This is a genomic window from Microbacterium sp. NPDC012755, from assembly GCF_042901325.1.
In the GTDB taxonomy this organism is placed as follows: domain Bacteria; phylum Actinomycetota; class Actinomycetes; order Actinomycetales; family Microbacteriaceae; genus Microbacterium; species Microbacterium natoriense.
The window spans coordinates 172275-189078 of the sequence record NZ_JBIBCT010000001.1 but is presented as its reverse complement, the minus strand read 5'-3'; the positions used below and the strand labels follow the sequence as shown (position 1 = coordinate 189078).

Annotated in this window: 14 protein-coding genes and 1 tRNA gene; 12 read left to right on the top strand and 3 right to left on the bottom strand. The window is 68.9% G+C overall.

Translation table 11 applies throughout. From position 1 onward, the window contains the following. Nucleotides 1–3: 3 nt before the first annotated feature. The 4 genes from ACFY5A_RS00970 to ACFY5A_RS00955 all read left to right on the top strand — a co-directional run bounded on the left by ACFY5A_RS00970 (nt 4) and on the right by ACFY5A_RS00955 (nt 5798). Complete coding sequence (locus ACFY5A_RS00970) at nt 4–1614, top strand: APC family permease (RefSeq protein ID WP_387231266.1); 1611 nt, start codon at nt 4–6, stop codon at nt 1612–1614. A gap of 35 nt (nt 1615–1649) precedes the next feature. Beyond that, on the top strand, nt 1650–3116 hold the full coding sequence (locus tag ACFY5A_RS00965) for an NAD-dependent succinate-semialdehyde dehydrogenase (RefSeq protein WP_341941453.1): 1467 nt from the start codon (nt 1650–1652) through the stop codon (nt 3114–3116). 25 nt (nt 3117–3141) lie between these two features. Then, a complete protein-coding gene (locus ACFY5A_RS00960) occupies nt 3142–4506 on the top strand; it encodes an NAD-dependent succinate-semialdehyde dehydrogenase (RefSeq protein WP_387231263.1) in 1365 nt (454 codons plus the stop codon). A gap of 680 nt (nt 4507–5186) precedes the next feature. After that, nucleotides 5187–5798 (top strand): endonuclease domain-containing protein, encoded by a 612-nt coding sequence (locus ACFY5A_RS00955; protein ID WP_387231261.1) that lies wholly within the window; start codon nt 5187–5189, stop codon nt 5796–5798. A gap of 132 nt (nt 5799–5930) precedes the next feature. Here the strand turns inward: ACFY5A_RS00955 and ACFY5A_RS00950 are convergent, their stop codons facing one another. Next, nucleotides 5931–8726 (bottom strand): hypothetical protein, encoded by a 2796-nt coding sequence (locus ACFY5A_RS00950; RefSeq protein ID WP_387231259.1) that lies wholly within the window; start codon nt 8724–8726, stop codon nt 5931–5933. Between the two features lie 49 nt (nt 8727–8775). Then, the gene (locus ACFY5A_RS00945; RefSeq protein WP_387231257.1) at nt 8776–10590 is read right to left on the bottom strand and encodes an HSP90 family protein; all 1815 of its coding nucleotides are present in this window, start codon (nt 10588–10590) and stop codon (nt 8776–8778) included. 193 nt (nt 10591–10783) lie between these two features. Here ACFY5A_RS00945 and ACFY5A_RS00940 point away from each other — a divergent pair. The 8 genes from ACFY5A_RS00940 (at nt 10784) to ACFY5A_RS00905 (ending at nt 16066) form a co-directional block, all read left to right on the top strand. Continuing rightward, nucleotides 10784–10856, top strand: a tRNA-Trp gene (locus tag ACFY5A_RS00940). Nucleotides 10857–10896: 40 nt separating this feature from the next. Further along, on the top strand, nt 10897–11172 hold the full coding sequence (secE, locus tag ACFY5A_RS00935) for a preprotein translocase subunit SecE (RefSeq protein ID WP_105673576.1): 276 nt from the start codon (nt 10897–10899) through the stop codon (nt 11170–11172). 40 nt (nt 11173–11212) lie between these two features. Continuing rightward, on the top strand, nt 11213–12238 hold the full coding sequence (gene nusG / locus ACFY5A_RS00930; RefSeq protein WP_341941458.1) for a transcription termination/antitermination protein NusG: 1026 nt from the start codon (nt 11213–11215) through the stop codon (nt 12236–12238). 249 nt (nt 12239–12487) lie between these two features. Beyond that, nucleotides 12488–12919 (top strand): 50S ribosomal protein L11, encoded by a 432-nt coding sequence (rplK, locus tag ACFY5A_RS00925; RefSeq protein WP_105673572.1) that lies wholly within the window; start codon nt 12488–12490, stop codon nt 12917–12919. 11 nt (nt 12920–12930) lie between these two features. Continuing rightward, entirely contained in the window at nt 12931–13620 is a 690-nt protein-coding gene (gene rplA / locus ACFY5A_RS00920) for a 50S ribosomal protein L1 (RefSeq protein ID WP_105673570.1), read from the top strand. 183 nt (nt 13621–13803) lie between these two features. Then, nucleotides 13804–14619 carry an amino acid ABC transporter substrate-binding protein gene (locus tag ACFY5A_RS00915; protein ID WP_223586006.1) on the top strand — a complete coding sequence of 272 codons (816 nt, stop codon included), beginning with the start codon at nt 13804–13806 and terminating at the stop codon, nt 14617–14619. Between the two features lie 3 nt (nt 14620–14622). Then, nucleotides 14623–15297, top strand: a complete 675-nt coding sequence (locus ACFY5A_RS00910; protein WP_181155856.1) for an amino acid ABC transporter permease — start codon at nt 14623–14625, stop codon at nt 15295–15297. Then, complete coding sequence (locus ACFY5A_RS00905) at nt 15284–16066, top strand: amino acid ABC transporter ATP-binding protein (RefSeq protein ID WP_387231255.1); 783 nt, start codon at nt 15284–15286, stop codon at nt 16064–16066. The genes ACFY5A_RS00910 and ACFY5A_RS00905 overlap by 14 nt, the downstream gene beginning before the upstream one ends. Nucleotides 16067–16086: 20 nt before the next feature. Here ACFY5A_RS00905 and ACFY5A_RS00900 read toward each other — a convergent pair whose 3' ends face one another. Next, a complete protein-coding gene (locus ACFY5A_RS00900; protein WP_341941459.1) occupies nt 16087–16734 on the bottom strand; it encodes a LysE/ArgO family amino acid transporter in 648 nt (215 codons plus the stop codon). Nucleotides 16735–16804: the final 70 nt, after the last annotated feature.

Sequence of the window (16804 nt, the reverse complement as noted above, 5' to 3'; positions counted from 1 at the left end):
CCCATGAGCGAGTCGACGAAGCCTCTGCTCCCCACCGGCACCGGATCCTCCGCATCCGGTGAGGCGGCGCCCGACGCCGAGCATCCGGTGACCGGCGGGATCTCGCGCAAGGGACTGAGCGTCGGAACCGTGGGCGTGATGGGCGCCCTGGTGATGGGCATCTCGTGCATCGCCCCGGCGTACACCTACACGGCCGGCATCGGCGGCGCAGTGGGCGCCGTCGGATTCCAGGTTCCGGCGATCCTGCTGCTCGGATTCATCCCGATGCTGCTCGTCGCCTTCGGGTACCGAGAGCTCAACAACGCCATGCCCGACTCCGGCACGAGCTTCACCTGGGCGACCAGGGCCTTCGGCCCGTACGTCGGCTGGATGGCCGGGTGGGGTCTGATCGTCGCGACGATCCTGGTGCTGTCCAATCTCGCCGGCATCGCCGTCGACTTCCTCTTCCTGCTGATCTCGCAGATCTCGGGCAACGAGGCCATCGCCGAGATCACCCGCAACCCGTTCGTGAACGTGGCCGTGTGCCTCATCTTCGTCGCTCTCGCCGCCTGGGTGTCGTACCGGGACGTCTCGACCTCGCAGAAGCTGCAGTACGGCCTCGTGGCGTTCCAGATCGTGATCCTCGTGGTGTTCGCCGTGATGGCGATCGTCCAGACCGTCCAGGGCGGTGCCTTCGAGCCGCACATGCCCGAGCTCTCCTGGTTCAACCCCTTCGCGATCCAGGGCGGCCTGTCGGTGATCGTGATGGGGCTCTCCGCATCCGTCTTCATGTTCTGGGGGTGGGACGTCACCCTCACGATGAACGAGGAGGCCAAGGATCCCGAGCGCACGCCCGGACGCGCGGCCATGCTCACGGTGCTCTCGATCATCGCGATCTACCTGCTGCTCACGGTCAGCAGCCTGATGTACTCCGGCATCGGCGACAAGGGCCTCGGGCTCATGAACGAGGAGATCGGCGGCAACGTGTTCTTCGCGCTGTCTGGTCCGGTGATGGGCGGCCTCGCGTTCCTGCTCTCGCTGGCCGTGCTCACCTCCTCGGCGTCGTCGCTGCAGTCGACGTTCATCTCGCCGGCCAGGACCCTGCTGGCGATGGGTCACTACGGGGCCGTGCCCCAGCGATTCGCCGGGGTCAACCCGCGGTTCTTCACGCCGGGATTCGCGACGATCGCGTCCGCCATCGTCGCGGGCGGGTTCTACGCCGTGATGCGCTTCCTCAGCGAGGATGCGCTGTGGGACACGATCCTCGCGCTGGGCATGATGATCTGCTTCTACTACGGCATCACCGCGCTGTCGTGCGTGTGGTACTTCCGTCACCAGTGGTTCGACTCGGGCAAGGACTTCTTCTTCAAGCTCGCGAGCCCCCTCGTCGGCGGAGTCATCCTGCTGGTGCTCTTCGTGGTCACCGCGATCGACAGCCTCGCGCCCGACTTCGGATCGATCGCCATCGGCGCCGATGCGAACGGCGAGGGCGGCATCGGCATCGTGTTCTTCATCGGCGTCGGCCTGCTCGTCTTCGGCGCCGTGCTGATGCTCGTCCAGCGGATCGTCAATCCCGACTTCTTCCGCGGCAAGACGCTGAGCGTGGACGCCCCGCCGAGCGCCCGTCGCCGCTGACACCCCTCTGCCCGCACCCCACAGAAAGAGAACCCATGAGCACTCAGACAGAGCAGGCGCTGCTCGACAGCATCCCCACCGGCCTCTTCATCGGCGGTCAGTGGATCGACGGCGAGACCGGAGGCACCTTCGACGTGCAGGATCCGGCCACCGGAGCGGTCATCCGCACCATCGCCGACGCGACGCCCGGCGACGGCATCCGCGCGCTCGATGCCGCCGTGGCGGCTCAGGAGTCGTGGGCGGCGACCGCGCCCCGCACCCGCAGCGACATCCTGCGCCGCGCGTTCGACCTCGTGCAGGAGCACAAGGAGGACCTGGCGCTGCTGATGACGCTCGAGATGGGCAAGCCGCTCGCCGAGGCCAGGGGAGAGGTCGCCTACGGCGGCGAGTTCCTGCGCTGGTTCAGCGAGGAGGCCGTGCGTATCAGCGGTCGTTACGGCATCAACCCGGAGGGCACCGGGAACATGGTCGTCTCGCAGCGCCCGGTCGGGCCCTCGTTCTTCGTGACGCCGTGGAACTTCCCGTTCGCGATGGCGACGCGCAAGATCGCGCCCGCTCTCGCCGCCGGCTGCACGGTCGTCATCAAGCCCCCGGCACTCACGCCGCTCACCACGATGTTCTTCACCTCGCTGCTCGAGAAGGCCGGTCTCCCGGCCGGTGTCGTGAACGTCGTGCAGACCTCGCGCTCGAGCGCGCTGTCGGCACCGATCATCGCCGACCCGCGTCTGCGGAAGCTGTCGTTCACCGGATCGACCGAGGTGGGTCGCAAGCTCATCGCCCAGGCCGCCGAGGGTGTGCTGCGCGTCTCGATGGAGCTCGGCGGCAACGCCCCGTTCGTCGTCTTCGACGACGCGGATCTGGACAAGGCCGTCGAGGGCGCCCTCGCGGCGAAGTTCCGCAACATCGGTCAGGCGTGCACGGCGGCCAACCGCTTCATCGTGCACAAGGACGTCGCCGCCGAGTTCGGCCGCCGGGTCACCGAGCGCGTCAATGCGATGAAGATCGGCCGGGGCACTGAGGAGGGCGTCGCGATCGGCCCGCTCATCGATGCGGATGCCGTCGCCAAGGCCGCCGAGCTCGTGGGCGACGCCGTCGACCGCGGCGCGACGCTGCTCGCCGGTGGCAAGGCGCTCGACGGCGCCGGCAGCTTCTACGAGCCCACCGTGCTCACCGACGTCGTCGCCGGCAGCGCGATCCTCCGTGAGGAGATCTTCGGCCCGGTCCTCGCGATCGCGACCTTCGAGACCGAGGAGGAGGCGGTCCGCCTCGCCAACGACACCGAGTACGGCCTGGTGTCGTACGTGTTCACCGAGAACCTGCAGCGCGGTCAGCGGATGATCGCCGACCTGGAGACGGGCATGATGGGCCTGAACGTCGGCGTGGTCTCCAACGCGGCCGCACCCTTCGGCGGCGTCAAGCAGTCCGGCGTCGGCCGCGAGGGCGGTCTCGAGGGCATCCACGAGTACCTGTCCACCAAGTACACGCTGATCCCGGTCTCCTGACCGGACGGCTCAGACGAGGAGAGAAATGGTCGACTACGCAGTCATCAACCCCGCCACCGGAGAGACGCTGGCGTCGTTCCCGACGCTGACGGACGCACAGGTCGAGGAGGCGCTCGCCGCCGCCGACAGCGCGCACCGGGAGTGGTCGCGCGGCACCACGGTCGCGGAGCGTGCTGCTCTGCTCCGTCGCGCCGCCGAGCTGCACCGCGAGCGTCGGGAGGAGCTGGCCGACATCTTCGTGCGCGAGATGGGCAAGCCCCGCGAGGCCGCGCTCGGAGAGGTCGACTTCGCCGCCGACATCGCCGAGTACTACGCCGACCAGGCCGAGGCGATCATGGCCGACCAGCCGATCGCGATCCTCGGCGACGGGTCGGCGCTCATCCGCCGTTCCTCCCTCGGTCCGCTCATCGGGATCATGCCGTGGAACTTCCCGGCGTACCAGATCGTGCGCTTCGCGGCACCGAACCTGATCGTGGGCAACACGATCCTGCTGAAGCCGGCGCCGCAGTGCCCGGAGTCCTCGGCCGCTCTCGAGGCGATCTACCACGACGCGGGCTTCCCGAAGGGCGCGTACCAGAGCGTGCTCGCCACGAACGAGCAGATCGCGACGATGATCGCCGACCCGCGCGTGCAGGGCGTGTCGCTGACGGGGTCGGAGCGCGCCGGCGCGGCGGTCGCAGAGATCGCCGGACGCAACCTGAAGAAGGTGGCGCTGGAGCTCGGCGGGTCCGACCCGTTCATCGTGCTGTCGACGGACGACCTCGACGCGACCGTCGAGGCCGGCGTCGCCGCGCGTCTGGACAACAACGGTCAGGCCTGCAACGGCGCCAAGCGCTTCATCATCGTCGACGGCCTGTACGACGCCTTCGTGGAGAAGTTCACGGCGGCGATGGCCGCGGTCGAGGCGACCGATCCGACGCTCGACGACACGGTGCTCGGCCCCGTCGCCTCCGAGGTCGCGGCCGAGAACCTGCAGAAGCAGGTCGACCAGGCCGTGGAGCAGGGCGCGACCCTGCTCACCGGAGGAACCCGCGAAGGGGCGTTCTTCGCGCCGACCGTGCTGGCCGATGTCACGCCCGAGATGGACGTCTACCGCGAGGAGCTCTTCGGTCCGGCGGCCGTCGTCTACCGCGTCGCGGACGAGGACGCCGCCGTGGCGCTCGCGAACGACACCACGTTCGGCCTCGGCTCGTACGTCTTCACGACGGATGCCGAGCAGGCGGAGCGCGTGGCCGACAAGATCGAGGCGGGCATGGTCTACGTCAACCTCGTCCTCGCCGACAGTCCAGAGCTGCCCTTCGGCGGAGTCAAGCGCAGCGGCACCGCCCGCGAGCTGGGCCACCTCGCCGCGGACGAGTTCGTCAACAAGAAGCTCATCCGCGTCGCCTGACCGGTGCGAGAAGGGGGTGGATGCCGGCATCCACCCCCTTTCTGCGTCTCTGCGTCTCTGCGTCTCTTTGCCCCTGAGTCCTTTTGTCTTTGCGTGTCCCCGCGCACCCCGCGTCCTCTCTGAGGGGGCTCTTCTTCTCTGAGGGGCCGCAAATTGCGGCATCCGTGCCTGTCGATCCCGCAGTTCTTGACCTTTCGCGCTCCCGCCAGCGTGGCAGAAAGAGCGCGCCCGGGGTCGCGGATGGTGAGAAGCCGCAAAGTGCGGTCTTCGCGTGCCCGCACCCCGCAGTTCGTGGCCTCTCGCTTCTCGTCCACAGAAAGCGAAAGAGTGCGGAACGCGACGGATGCTGTGGAGAACCCGCAGGGCCATAGGAGACGCGACAGGCTCTGAGCATGCGCCCTTCCCCGCTCCCGCCCGGTACCCCCGTCGCGTTCACCGTGCCCGCTGCCCGCGCTCGCGGGATCAGTGTCGGACGTCTGCGCGCGAAAGACCTCTCGCGGCCCTTCCACGGTGCGCGGGCGCGACGGCCTCTCGATGAGCTGACGCGGCTCCGGTTGCTCATGGACGTACTGCCTCCGCATGCGTTCGCCTGCGGAGTGACGGCGGCGGCGCTCTGGCATCTACCGCTGTCGAACGCAGATGAGGTTGCAGCCTGGAGCAGACCTCGCGTCGGCGTGCCAGTGTCGCAGACGCGGATCCGCCGCCCTGAGGTGCAGGGGAGCCGGCTGCTGGTGTCCGACGACGATGTCGCCGAGTCCGGCGGGATCGCGCTGCTCGCGGTGCCCCGACTCTGGGTGGACCTCTCGCACGAGCAGCCGCTCGGCCGGTTCGTCGCGATCACGGATGCCGTGCTCAGCCGACGGCATCCGCGTGCCTCGCTCGACGACCTCCGGGCCGCGGATGCGCGATTCGTCGGAGGACGCGGCTCGCAGCGCCGAAGGCGGGCGCTGGAACTGTGCGACGGCGGATCGGAGTCCCCTCGGGAGTCGATGGTGCGGGTGGTCCTCGTTGAGGCCGGTCTTCCCGCGCCGGAGTGTAACGTCGACGTCTTCGACGGCGACCGTTTCGTCGCTCGCGTCGACATGCTCTATCGCGACGAGAAGGTGGTCGTCGAGTACGACGGCGACTACCATCGCGACCCCGATCAGTGGAGCCGAGATCAGATACGCCGCGCGGAGCTGGAATCGCTGGGCTATCGAGTGGTGACCGTGACGAGGCGCGACTTCGACGACACGACGGCGATCGTCGCACGGGTGCGGCGGGTGCTCCTCTCCGCCGCACGTGGGCGCTGAAGGGTCGTGAATTGTCTGATCAGAGGGGCCGAACCCCGCTGAGTCTGACCTCTCGACTATGGGCGAGAGCGCGCGACGCGACGAGGGTGCACGCCGTGGCATGCGCGCCCGTACCGAGCCGGGGCGTGTGCGTCAGTCGAGGAGAGCGCGGACCTCGGCGGCCTCGGACGTGCGACCCAGGGACTCCAGCAGCGTGCCCAGCTCCAGAGCCGCGACCTCGCGCAGCTGCGGGAACTCCGCACCGTGATCGAGCGCGGCCCGGTACAGCGGCACGGCATCGGCGCCGCGCTCGTTGCCGGCGAGCAGCCGGGCGGCGAACAGTTCGGAACCGCCCGCGGACCCGACGTCTCCGAGCCCTGCGAAGCCATCGGATGCCGTCAGCGCCGCAGCGACGGCCTCGTCGATGCGCCCAAGGCTGCCGAGAGCCCGGCCGCGCGAGTCGGTCACGTCGGCGAGCAGCCATCCGGCGTCGTGCTCCTGGGCGAGCGCCGCCACCTCGTCGAACAGGGCGAAGGCGCGCTCGTCCTGACGTCCGCCGTAGGCCTGGCCGAGGTTGTGGAGCACGTCGGCGAGCGTGCCGATGGCCTCGGGGTCCTTCCGGACGATCTCGGATGCCGATTCGAGCAGCTCGATCGCATCGTCGTGCTCGTCGAACCGGGCCAGGATCTTCGCCCGCTCCAGCAGCGACAGCGCCTGGTCTGCGTGCTGCTCGGCCTCGCCGTAGAGCTCGGCGGCGTATCCGTACGCGCCGACGGACTGCCCGAACTCACCCGCGGCAGAAAGCGCCCGCGCGAGCATGGAGGCGGTCATCGCGCGCGAACCTGCAGGGACCTCACCCTGCTCCTCGCGCTCGAGCACCGTGCCGAAGAGCTCGGCGGCCTCCTCCGCGTCGCCGACCGCGAGCATGGCGCGCGCGAGGCGGAAGTCCGCCCCCGCGCGGTCGCCGTCCTCCTGCTCGGCGATCCGCGAGGTCACGCGGTAGCGGGCCAGCGCCTTCTCGGGGTCCCCTGCGTCCTCCCAGAGCGCTCCCGCGAGCAGGTGCGCCGAACCGAGGGCCGACGTCGCGCCGAGTCCGGCGAGCAGTCGGCAGGCCTCGTCGGCGTCCGCCGCACCCAGCGCGTACTCCTCGTTGCCTCCGCGCAGCCTCGCCCGCGTCTGCAGGGCGCGAGCGCGGTGGCCGATGCTGAGGTCGTCCTGCGCGAGGAACCGCTCGAGCAGCACGGACGCGGCCTCCAGGTCGCCCTTGCCCAGCACGGCGGACAGCGCGACCAGCGTGGTCGTGTTCGACAGGCGCGCGTCGTCGGCCGTGGCGAAGTGCCGCGCGGCGCGCTCGGCGAGGTCGAGCGCGGCATCCGTCTCGTCGGCCATGAGGTGCAGAGATGCGCGGCTGAGCGCGAGGTCTCCGCGAGACCAGGCGGGGAGGTCGTCATCGGCTCCGAGCTCGCGCTCCAGGCCCTCCGCGCTCTCCGGGGTGTTCAGGCCGAAGGTGGCGAGGCCGAGGCGCTCCTCCAGGTCGGCCTGCGCGCTCAGGCCCGCCGCACGCAGCGCCTCCAGCCGGGCGGGGAGCACCTCTGCGGCCTTGTCGGCGTGATCGAGGGCGACGAGGATGCCGATGCGCATCGAGAGCAGCTGGGCGCGTTTGGCGGGATCTTCGCTCTCCAGCGCGCGGCCGAGTGCGTCGAGTGTTTCCTTCTCCGCCCCGTACTGTCCGAGGTTCATGGCGCGCTCGAACCAGCCGTCGGCGTCGAGCGGGGTCGAGGCGGGCGCCGTCTCCACGAAGGCGTCGGAGCGGATCGGCACGTCGTACTGCACGGAACCGAGGGCTCGCATGCGCGCGAGGCTGCGGGCGTGGCCGTCGGTGCCGTCGCGCTCGTCGAAGGCGCTTCCGATGCGCTCGGCGGCGGTCCAGGATGCGGCGGCGAGCTCGGCGGCGTTCCAGACGCCCTCGTGCTCGCCGAACAGCGGCACCAGGGCGGCGGAATCCGCTCCCCGCACGGGGGTCTGTCCGTGGCCGGCCGCGGTGACGCGGTCGAGGGCGAGGGCGAACGCGGCCAGCGCGGCGAAGTGCGCATCGACGTTGAGGCCGTCGTGGGCGAGCCACGCGATGTGCCGCTCGACCATGGTGAGCGCACGGGCCTCGTTGCCGGTGATCGCGGCGAAGACGATGTTGTTCGCGACGATGCGGAGGTTGTCGGGGTTGTCCTTGGCGAGGCGGTAGCTGCGCAGGTGGGCGGTCTTCGCGTCATCGGGTCGTCCGGCGCGGAGATACGGCAGCAGTGCGCGCGACAGAGCGTGCTCGGGCTCCTCGCCGCAGGAGAATCCGCCCTCGATCATCTCCTCGACGAGCCGGATGGCCTCGTCGTCGCGGTCGGTGTCGGCGAAGAACCCGGCGAACTGGCTGCGTCCGCACGCGTCGCAGTGGCTGTGCTCGTCGCGCGGGGTGGCCTCCAGCTGCACCCTCAGCGTCTCGGCGTCGTCGATGCGGCCGGCATCCCACGCGTCCTCGAAGCGCGCGGTGAGCACCCCGCTGAGGCCGAGGCCGGCCGTGCGGTAGTGCGCCTCCATGTCGTCGAGCACCGCGGAGATCTGCTCCACCGAGAACGCGGGGGAGGAGCGCAGCGCCGAGGCCATCCACTTGAACTGCCACATGAGGTCGGCGCCGCCGTAGTCGAGGTCGGCGGGGAAGCGCTGCGGGTCGGCGTCGTGGTGCGCGAGGCACCAGGCGAACGAGTTCAGCATCACGTCGGTGGCGCCGTTCATGTTCGCGGACGCGGTCTGCCGCATCCGCGCCTCGTACTCGAGCCGCTCGTCGCCGATCTCGAGCGCGAGCGCGACGGCATCCGAGACGAGGGCCTGCTCGGCCGGACCCCAGGGGGTGCGGTCGATCTCCTCGAGCAGCTGCTGGAAGCGCTTCTTGGGACGTGCCATGAGGGTGCCTTTCGGAGGTTCTCTCGATGTGTGCGCGGTGCGGAGGGGCTCAGTAGCCCTCGAAGGGGATCGCATCGCCCTCGATGCCCGCCGAGAGCGAGACGAGATCGGCGAGTGCGCTGGTCATCAGTGCACGGTCCGCGTCGGACAGCGGATGGTGGCCGGCGAGCAGCGCCTGGATGTAGAGCAGCTGCACCGTGCGGGCGAAGACCGCGTCGTCCTGCACGCGCACGAGCGCCCGCACGACGCGATTCGACCAGTTCAGGCACAGACGTGCGCTGAGATCGTCGTCGCGGGTGGAGGAGACGGTCGAGTCGATGCGGTCGAGCACTCCGCCCCACAGCGACCCGGTGATGCCCTTGGTGCGCTTGCGATCGATGGCGCGCAGCACCTCGGGGTCGGCGACGTACAGTCCGGTGAGGTCGGTGCGATCGATCGAGCGGACGACGACGGCGCAACCGGATGCCGCGAGCACGGAGCCGGCGCGGGACTCCAGCGCCACCGCGGCCTCACGGTCGTCGAGCGGGGGAGGGTCGAGCCTGTCGAGCTCGCCCGTCACGTCCACCTGCTCGATCGTGACCCCCGGATAGAGCTCCGGGAGCAGGCGGACGAGGTCGGCGTCGAAGAGGTAGCCGCCGTTGACCAGGATCTCGGAGCTCGGCGAGATGCCCGCGACCTGGCGGAACTCGTCGACCGTGGCGGCGAAGCGCACGTGCGGATACCTCTCGGCGAGATCGCCGATGCGCATGGTGCCGTGCGTGGTCTCCAGCGTGAGCCAGCGGGTGATGAACTTCGCGAGCTCCGCGTCGTGCCGCACGAGGGACTTCAGCCCGACCTCGTGGATCGCGACGAACTGCGCGAGACGGTGGGGCTCGCTGAGGCCGAGCTCGAGCACCCAGCGGCGGATGCCGGCGCCGAGCTGCTCGCGGACGCGCTCGAGGGCCGCGTCCTCCACGAGCGACTCACGACTCGCGGTGGGGGCGAGGCCGGTGGAATCCACCACCGCGCGCACGAAGAACGCCCAGTCCGGCAGCACGTCGTCGACGCGCTCGGAGAGGAGCATGCGCCCCAGGTACATGCGCGTCGCCTGCCTGGCGCCCGGCGGCGGGGCGAAGGGGAGGACGTAGGCGAGGCCGCGGGTGCCGGTCGCGGGCTCCGCGAGCTCGATGACGTCGAGGGGGCCGGCGCCGAGCAGGTCGCGACCGTACTGCACCGCGTCTTCGGGGGTTCCGGCGAGGAAGGGTGCAGGGCGGGTGATGTCGATCTCTCCGGACGGGGTGTCGACCGTGACCCGCACAGGGAGGAACTCGCCGAAGGTCGTCGCGAGCTCGCGCACGGCGGCGGGACGGAGCAGCTCGTCGGCGTCGAAGCGGGGCACGAGGTGCACGCTGGTTCCGATCGGCAGCTCCTCATCGATCTCGACGACCTGGAAGGTGCCGTCTGCGCTGCCGGTCCACTCGACGGAGGCACCGCCGCGCGCGCTGCGGGAGCGGATCACGATCGTGTCGGCCACCATGAAGCAGCTCAGCAGGCCGATGCCGAACTGGCCGAGGTAGTCGCTGCGGGGCATGTCGAAGATGTCGCGCTTGGAGGAGCGCCCCACGGTGGCGAGCAGATCGGCGACCTCGGATGCGGTCAGACCCACCCCGTCGTCGCGCAGGACGAACTCGCCCGTGGCATCCGTCAGGGGGGAGATCGTGATGCGTCCGCCCGCCCCGTCGACGTCCCTGCGGGCCGTGATCGCGTCGCGTGCGTTCTGGAGCAGCTCTCGCAGATAGACGCGGGGGCTGGAGTAGATGTGCCTGCTGAGCAGGTCGACGACGCCGCGCAGATCGACCTGGAACTGCTGCACCTCTGCGCTCACGTGGGCTCCCTCCGCATACACCCGCCTGCCGAGCCTAACAACAACGGCATTCGGAGCAGCGGTTCGAGAGCGCCGCGCGGATGCCGTATGCTGGTGGAGCAGTTGTTGTCTGCAATCTTTCGCTGTGCCCCGATCCACCGATCAGTGCGCGGAGGAGGGCGGCGGATGACGACCCCGAGACCAACCGGTCTCTAGGGCGGTAGCTCAATTGGCAGAGCAGCGGTCTCCAAAACCGCAGGTTGCAGGTTCGATTCCTGTCCGCCCTGCGCGTCAGCGCAACGCTGACACACGAAAGGTACATTCAGGATGGATCAGGACGAACCGCGCGGCGAAGTCGTCGCGGCCGGTGCCACCCGTGAGAAGAAGCGCGGCTTCTTCGCCAGGTTCTTCGGCGGCATCGCCCTGTTCCTCCGCCAGGTCATCGCTGAGCTCCGCAAGGTCGTCACTCCGACCCGCAAGGAGCTGATCAAGTTCACCGCGGTGGTGCTCGTCTTCGTTCTCATCGTCATGGGCATCGTCTACGGACTGGACACCTTGTTCGCGTGGCTGACGCACGTGGTGTTCGGGGTTCCCGGCACCTGATGCCCCGCGGCTTCGGCCGCACACTTGGAGAAGAAACAACGTGTCTGAACGCTATTCCGACGACGCCGACTGGGCGACCGCTGCAGAGCAGTCCAGCGAGGAGGACGAAGCCCAGGAGGGCAACGTCCTCGCAGCGGAGGAGTTCTCGGTCACCTCGGCCGAGCACGTCGCCATCCACATCGAAGATGAGGACGAGAGCGACGACAGCGCTGCAGACGATATCGACATCGACATCGACGACCCGGAGGCGGACGCGATCGTGAACGACGCTCTCAACCTGGACGAAGCGGCTGAGTCTGAGGCTGCCGCTGAGGTCCTCAACGATTCCGTGGCCGAGGAGGCCGCCGACCTCGAGGCCGCTGCGGCCGAGGAGATCGCTCCCTACGACGGCCCCGACCTCGGCGCCGACGACGAGGATGAGGCATCCGACGAGGACGCCGAGGAGGACCCGTACGAGGCCTTCCGCATGGACCTCCGCATGCTCCCCGGCAAGTGGTACGTCATCCACTCCTACGCCGGCTTCGAGCGCAAGGTCAAGGCGAACATCGAGCAGCGCAAGTCGACGCTCGAGGTCGAGGACGAGATCTACCAGATCGAGGTCCCGATGGAGGACGTCGTCGAGATCAAGAACGGCCAGCGCAAGATGGTCAACCGCGTGCGCATCCCCGGCTACGTGCTGGTGCGCATGGAGCTCAACGAAGACACCTGGTCGGTCGTCCGCCACACGCCCGGTGTCACCGGCTTCGTCGGCAACGCGCACAACCCGACCCCGCTGCGCTTCGAGGAGGCCTTCAACATGCTGAAGGCGCTCGTCGAGGTCAAGGACGTCCCGACCGCCAAGAACATCGCGGCCAAGGGCGGCCTCGCCGTCGCGCGCCCCGTGCAGGCCGAGGTCGACTTCGAGGTCGGCGAGACCATCACGATCAAGGAGGGCTCGTTCGCGGGTCTTCCCGGTTCGATCAGCGAGATCAAGCCCGAGAGCGGCAAGCTCACGGTGCTCGTCTCCCTCTTCGAGCGCGAGACCCCGGTCGAGCTGTCGTTCGACCAGGTCACCAAGATGATCTGACATACGCTTCGCCGCGAACGGCCGTCCCTTCCGGGGCGGCCGTTCGTGCGTGTGCCGGCATCCTCTCCGCACGTTCGCGCGCGGCCGAGGGGAGGGCGGAGCAGCCGAGTCGCGATGGGCGTGCGCATCGGGTAGACTCATGTGGTTTGTGTGCCGCTTCGGCGTGCGCGCAGACGACCACGATCCGGAGAGGCCGGATCCGTGGGAGAAGCGGATGCCTCGGCATCCGATTCGACGAAAGGAAAGAGAATGGCACCGAAGAAGAAGGTGACCGGCCTGATCAAGCTTCAGATCAACGCCGGTGCAGCCAACCCGGCGCCGCCGATCGGCCCCGCGCTCGGTCAGCATGGCGTCAACATCATGGAGTTCTGCAAGGCGTACAACGCCGCGACCGAGTCGCAGCGCGGCAACGTCATCCCCGTGGAGATCACCGTCTACGAGGACCGCAGCTTCACCTTCATCCTGAAGACCCCGCCGGCTGCGGAGCTCATCAAGAAGGCCGCAGGCGTCCAGAAGGGCTCTGCCACCCCGCACACCGTCAAGGTCGCGAAGATCACCAAGGACCAGGTCCGTCAGATCGCCGAGACCAAGCAGGCCGACCTGAACGCGAACGACATCGAGGCCGCCTCGAAGATCATCGCCGGCACCGCCCGTTCCATGGGCATCACGGTCGAGGGCTGAGGAGAATAATCATGGCTACCAAGTCCAAGGCTTACAAGGCTGCCGCCGAGAAGATCGAGGCAGACCGTTTCTACACTCCCGCTGAGGCTGTCGCCCTGGCGAAGGAGACCGGCTCGTCGAAGTTCGACTCGACCGTCGAGGTCGCGCTGAAGCTCTCGGTCGACCCCCGCAAGGCAGACCAGATGGTGCGCGGCACCGTCATCCTGCCCCACGGCACCGGCAAGACCGCCCGCGTCATCGTGTTCGCCACCGGCCCCGCTGCCGAGGCTGCGATCGCCGCTGGTGCAGACGAGGTCGGCGGCGCCGAGCTCATCGAGAAGGTCGCCGGCGGCTGGACCGCGTTCGACGCGGCCGTCTCCACCCCGGAGCTCATGGGCCAGGTCGGTCGTCTCGGAAAGGTCCTGGGTCCGCGTGGACTCATGCCGAACCCGAAGACCGGCACCGTGACCCCGAACACGGCCAAGGCCGTCGAGGAGATCAAGGGCGGAAAGATCGAGTTCCGCGTCGACAAGCACGCCAACGTGCACTTCGTCGTCGGCAAGGCGTCCTTCACCGCTGAGCAGCTGAACGAGAACATCGGCGCAGCGCTCGAGGAGATCGTCCGCCTCAAGCCGTCCAGCTCCAAGGGCCGCTACATCCAGAAGGGTGCGGTGTCGACCACGTTCGGCCCCGGCATCCCGCTGGACGTCAACGCCATCTGAGCCTGATTCGCTCTCGAAGAGCCCCCGCCGTCACGGCGGGGGCTCTTCTGCGTCCTGGAGTAGGCTGGCACCCCGACACGGAACGTCACGAGATGCGACATATCGCGGACTCGTGCATAGGGTGAGATTCGCTCGAAAACGCGCGCACAGCATCCGCGCTCACGCACCCAGGAGGGTAAGCACATGTCCCGTCGCCTCATCGCCGTCACGGCACTCGTCCTCGCAGCATCCGCGCTCACCGCCTGCAGCGGCTCCACCGCACCGGCGTCGAGCAGCTCGTCGAGCGCGGAGGGCGCCGACTTCGGACTCGTGAAGGACGGCACCCTCACGGTGGCCACCGAGGGCACCTACCGCCCGTTCAGCTTCCACGCCGACGGCGGCACGGGCGACCTGACCGGCTACGACGTGGAGATCATCCAGGCCGTCGGCGACAAGCTCGGTCTCAAGGTCGAGTTCCAGGAGACGCAGTGGGATGCGATCTTCGCGGGGCTGGATGCCGGTCGCTTCGACGTGATCGCCAACCAGGTCACCATCAACGACGAGCGCGAGAAGCAGTACCTCTTCAGCACCCCGTACACGGTGTCGCCCGGGGTGATCGTGGTCAAGGAGGATGACGACTCGATCAGCTCCTTCGCCGACCTCAAGGGCAAGACGACGGCCCAGTCGCTGACCAGCAACTGGAACGACCTCGCCACAGAGTCGGGGGCGAAGGTCGAGGGCGTCGAGGGCTGGGCGCAGGCCGTCGCGCTGCTCCGCCAGGGCCGCGTGGACGCGACCATCAACGACAAGCTCACGTTCCTCGACTACGAGACCACCGACGGCCCCACCGGGCTGAAGATCGCCGCGGAGACCGATGAGGCCGGCAAGCAGGCCTTCGCGTTCACCAAGGACAAGAAGACCCTCGTCGCCGCCGTCGATAAGGCTCTCGACGAGCTCCGCGCCGACGGCACGCTGGCGGAGATCAGCAAGAAGTACTTCGGCGAAGACGTCACCGAGTAGCCGATGGACTCTCCCGACAGCGTCTGGCAGCTCTTCCTGGGTTCGCTGGGGCCGATCGCCCTCGCCGGGCTCACGGTGACGGTGCCCCTCGCGCTGATCTCGTTCGCGATCGGACTGCTGATCGCGGTCGGGATCGCGCTGATGCGGATCTCGGTCAATCCGGTCCTGTCGAACGCCGCGCGGTTCTACATCTCGGTCATCCGCGGGACGCCGCTGCTCGTGCAGCTGTTCGTCATCTTCTACGGGATGCCGTCGATCGGGATCACGATCGACCCGTGGCCCAGCGCGATCATCGCCCTGTCGCTGAACGTCGGCGGCTACGGAGCGGAGATCGTGCGGGCCGCGATCCTGTCGGTGCCGAAGGGACAGTGGGAGGCCGCGTACACGGTCGGCATGAACCGCTCGCGAGCGCTCACCCGCATCATCCTCCCGCAGGCTGCGCGCGTGTCGGTGCCCCCGCTGTCCAACACCTTCATCTCGCTGGTGAAGGACACGTCGCTGGCGTCTCTCATCCTCGTGACCGAGCTGTTCAAGGTCGCGCAGCAGATCGCCTCGACGACCTACGAGTTCATGGCGCTCTACCTCGCCGCCGCGCTCGTCTACTGGGTGTTCTGCCTCGTCCTGTCCTTCGGGCAGGGCGCCCTCGAGAGGAGGCTCGACAGTCGTGTCGCGCACTAGCGGATCCACGCCCCTTCTCGCCGCATCGCAGCTGTACAAGCGGTTCGGCGACAACGAGGTGCTCCGGGGCATCGACCTCACGCTGCACCGCGGCGAGGTCGTCGTGCTGATCGGTCCGAGCGGATCGGGCAAGACGACCGTGCTGCGCTCACTGAACGGACTCGAGACCCCAGACGGGGGCACGATCCTCGTCGACGGCGGGCCCGAGGTCGACTTCTCCTCGAAGGTTCCGCAGAAGCTGAGGGTCGCGCTGCGGGACCGCTCGGCGATGGTGTTCCAGCACCACAACCTCTTCCCGCACCTCACGGTGCTCGAGAACGTGATCGAGGGGCCGTGGCGGGTGCAGGGGCGCCCGAAGGCGGAGGCGATCGCCGAGGCCAGGGTCCTGCTCGCTCGCGTGGGTCTCGAAGACAAGGCGGACGCCCGCCCGCATCAGCTCTCCGGCGGGCAGCAGCAGCGCGTCGGCATCGTGCGCGCTCTCGCCCTCAAGCCCGATCTCCTGCTGTTCGACGAGCCGACCAGCGCGCTCGACCCGGAGCTGGTCGGCGAGGTCCTCCTGGTCATCAAGGAGCTCGCCGACGAGGGATGGAGCATGGTCGTCGTCACGCACGAGCTGAGCTTCGCCCGCGAGGCCGCAGATCACGTGCTGTTCATGGACGGCGGCGTCGTCGTGGAAGAGGGGCCACCGGCCGAGGTGTTCGGGGCTCCCCGCGAGGAGCGCACGCAGCGGTTCCTGACGCGCATCCTTCGCCCCCTCGATGGCGCCTGACCGCGCCGCCCCTCTGCGCGTCAGCCGCCCAGGACGGGCAGCACGAGCGAGACGGCCAGTGCGATCATCACGACCGCGATCACGCCGTCGAGGATGCGCCAGGACCGCGCCGTGCGCAGCCAGCGTCCGAGATAGCGCGCGCCGAAGCCGAGAGCGGTGAACCACAGGATGCTGGCGGCGATGGCTCCCGCCGCGAACAGCCACCGCTGCTCGCCGTGCGTGGCGGCGATCGAGCCGAGCATCAGCACCGTGTCGAGGTAGACGTGGGGGTTCAGCCAGGTGAGGGCCAGAGTGGTGAGCACCACGGGTGCGAGCCGGGTCCGGGTGAGTGTGGTGGGGCTGGAGCCGGATGCCGCGGCGCCCGGCTCGTCCACCGTGAGGTGCTCGCCGCCGCGCCAGGCTCGACGGGCCGCGAGCAGGCCGTAGGCCAGCAGGAACACGGCTCCGGCCCACCGTGCGACGACGACGAGCCACGGCGCCGCGGAGATCACGAAGCCGAGACCCGCGACGCCGGCGGCGATGAGGGCGGCGTCGGAGGCGGCGCAGATGATGACGACCGCCAGCACGTGCTCTCGGCGGATGCCCTGACGCAGCACGAACACGTTCTGGGCGCCGATGGCGACGATGAGGGAGAGGCCGAGTCCGAGACCGGCGAGCACGGTGAGCATGGTTCCACGCTACGAACGCGCAAGCAAAAGCACCAGCGAAGATTCCTTGTGAACCATTAGCATCACTTAC

Bases quoted from the DNA above. Each gene is read 5' to 3' on its own strand.
- ACFY5A_RS00970 (WP_387231266.1), top strand. From the start codon at position 4: ATGAGCGAGTCGACGAAGCCTCTGCTCCCCACCGGCACCGGATCCTCC.
- ACFY5A_RS00965 (WP_341941453.1), top strand. From the start codon at position 1,650: ATGAGCACTCAGACAGAGCAGGCGCTGCTCGACAGCATCCCCACCGGC.
- ACFY5A_RS00960 (WP_387231263.1), top strand. From the start codon at position 3,142: ATGGTCGACTACGCAGTCATCAACCCCGCCACCGGAGAGACGCTGGCG.
- ACFY5A_RS00950 (WP_387231259.1), bottom strand. From the start codon at position 8,726: ATGGCACGTCCCAAGAAGCGCTTCCAGCAGCTGCTCGAGGAGATCGAC.
- secE (WP_105673576.1), top strand. From the start codon at position 10,897: ATGGATCAGGACGAACCGCGCGGCGAAGTCGTCGCGGCCGGTGCCACC.
- rplK (WP_105673572.1), top strand. From the start codon at position 12,488: ATGGCACCGAAGAAGAAGGTGACCGGCCTGATCAAGCTTCAGATCAAC.
- rplA (WP_105673570.1), top strand. From the start codon at position 12,931: ATGGCTACCAAGTCCAAGGCTTACAAGGCTGCCGCCGAGAAGATCGAG.
- ACFY5A_RS00915 (WP_223586006.1), top strand. From the start codon at position 13,804: ATGTCCCGTCGCCTCATCGCCGTCACGGCACTCGTCCTCGCAGCATCC.
- ACFY5A_RS00910 (WP_181155856.1), top strand. From the start codon at position 14,623: ATGGACTCTCCCGACAGCGTCTGGCAGCTCTTCCTGGGTTCGCTGGGG.
- ACFY5A_RS00900 (WP_341941459.1), bottom strand. From the start codon at position 16,734: ATGCTCACCGTGCTCGCCGGTCTCGGACTCGGCCTCTCCCTCATCGTC.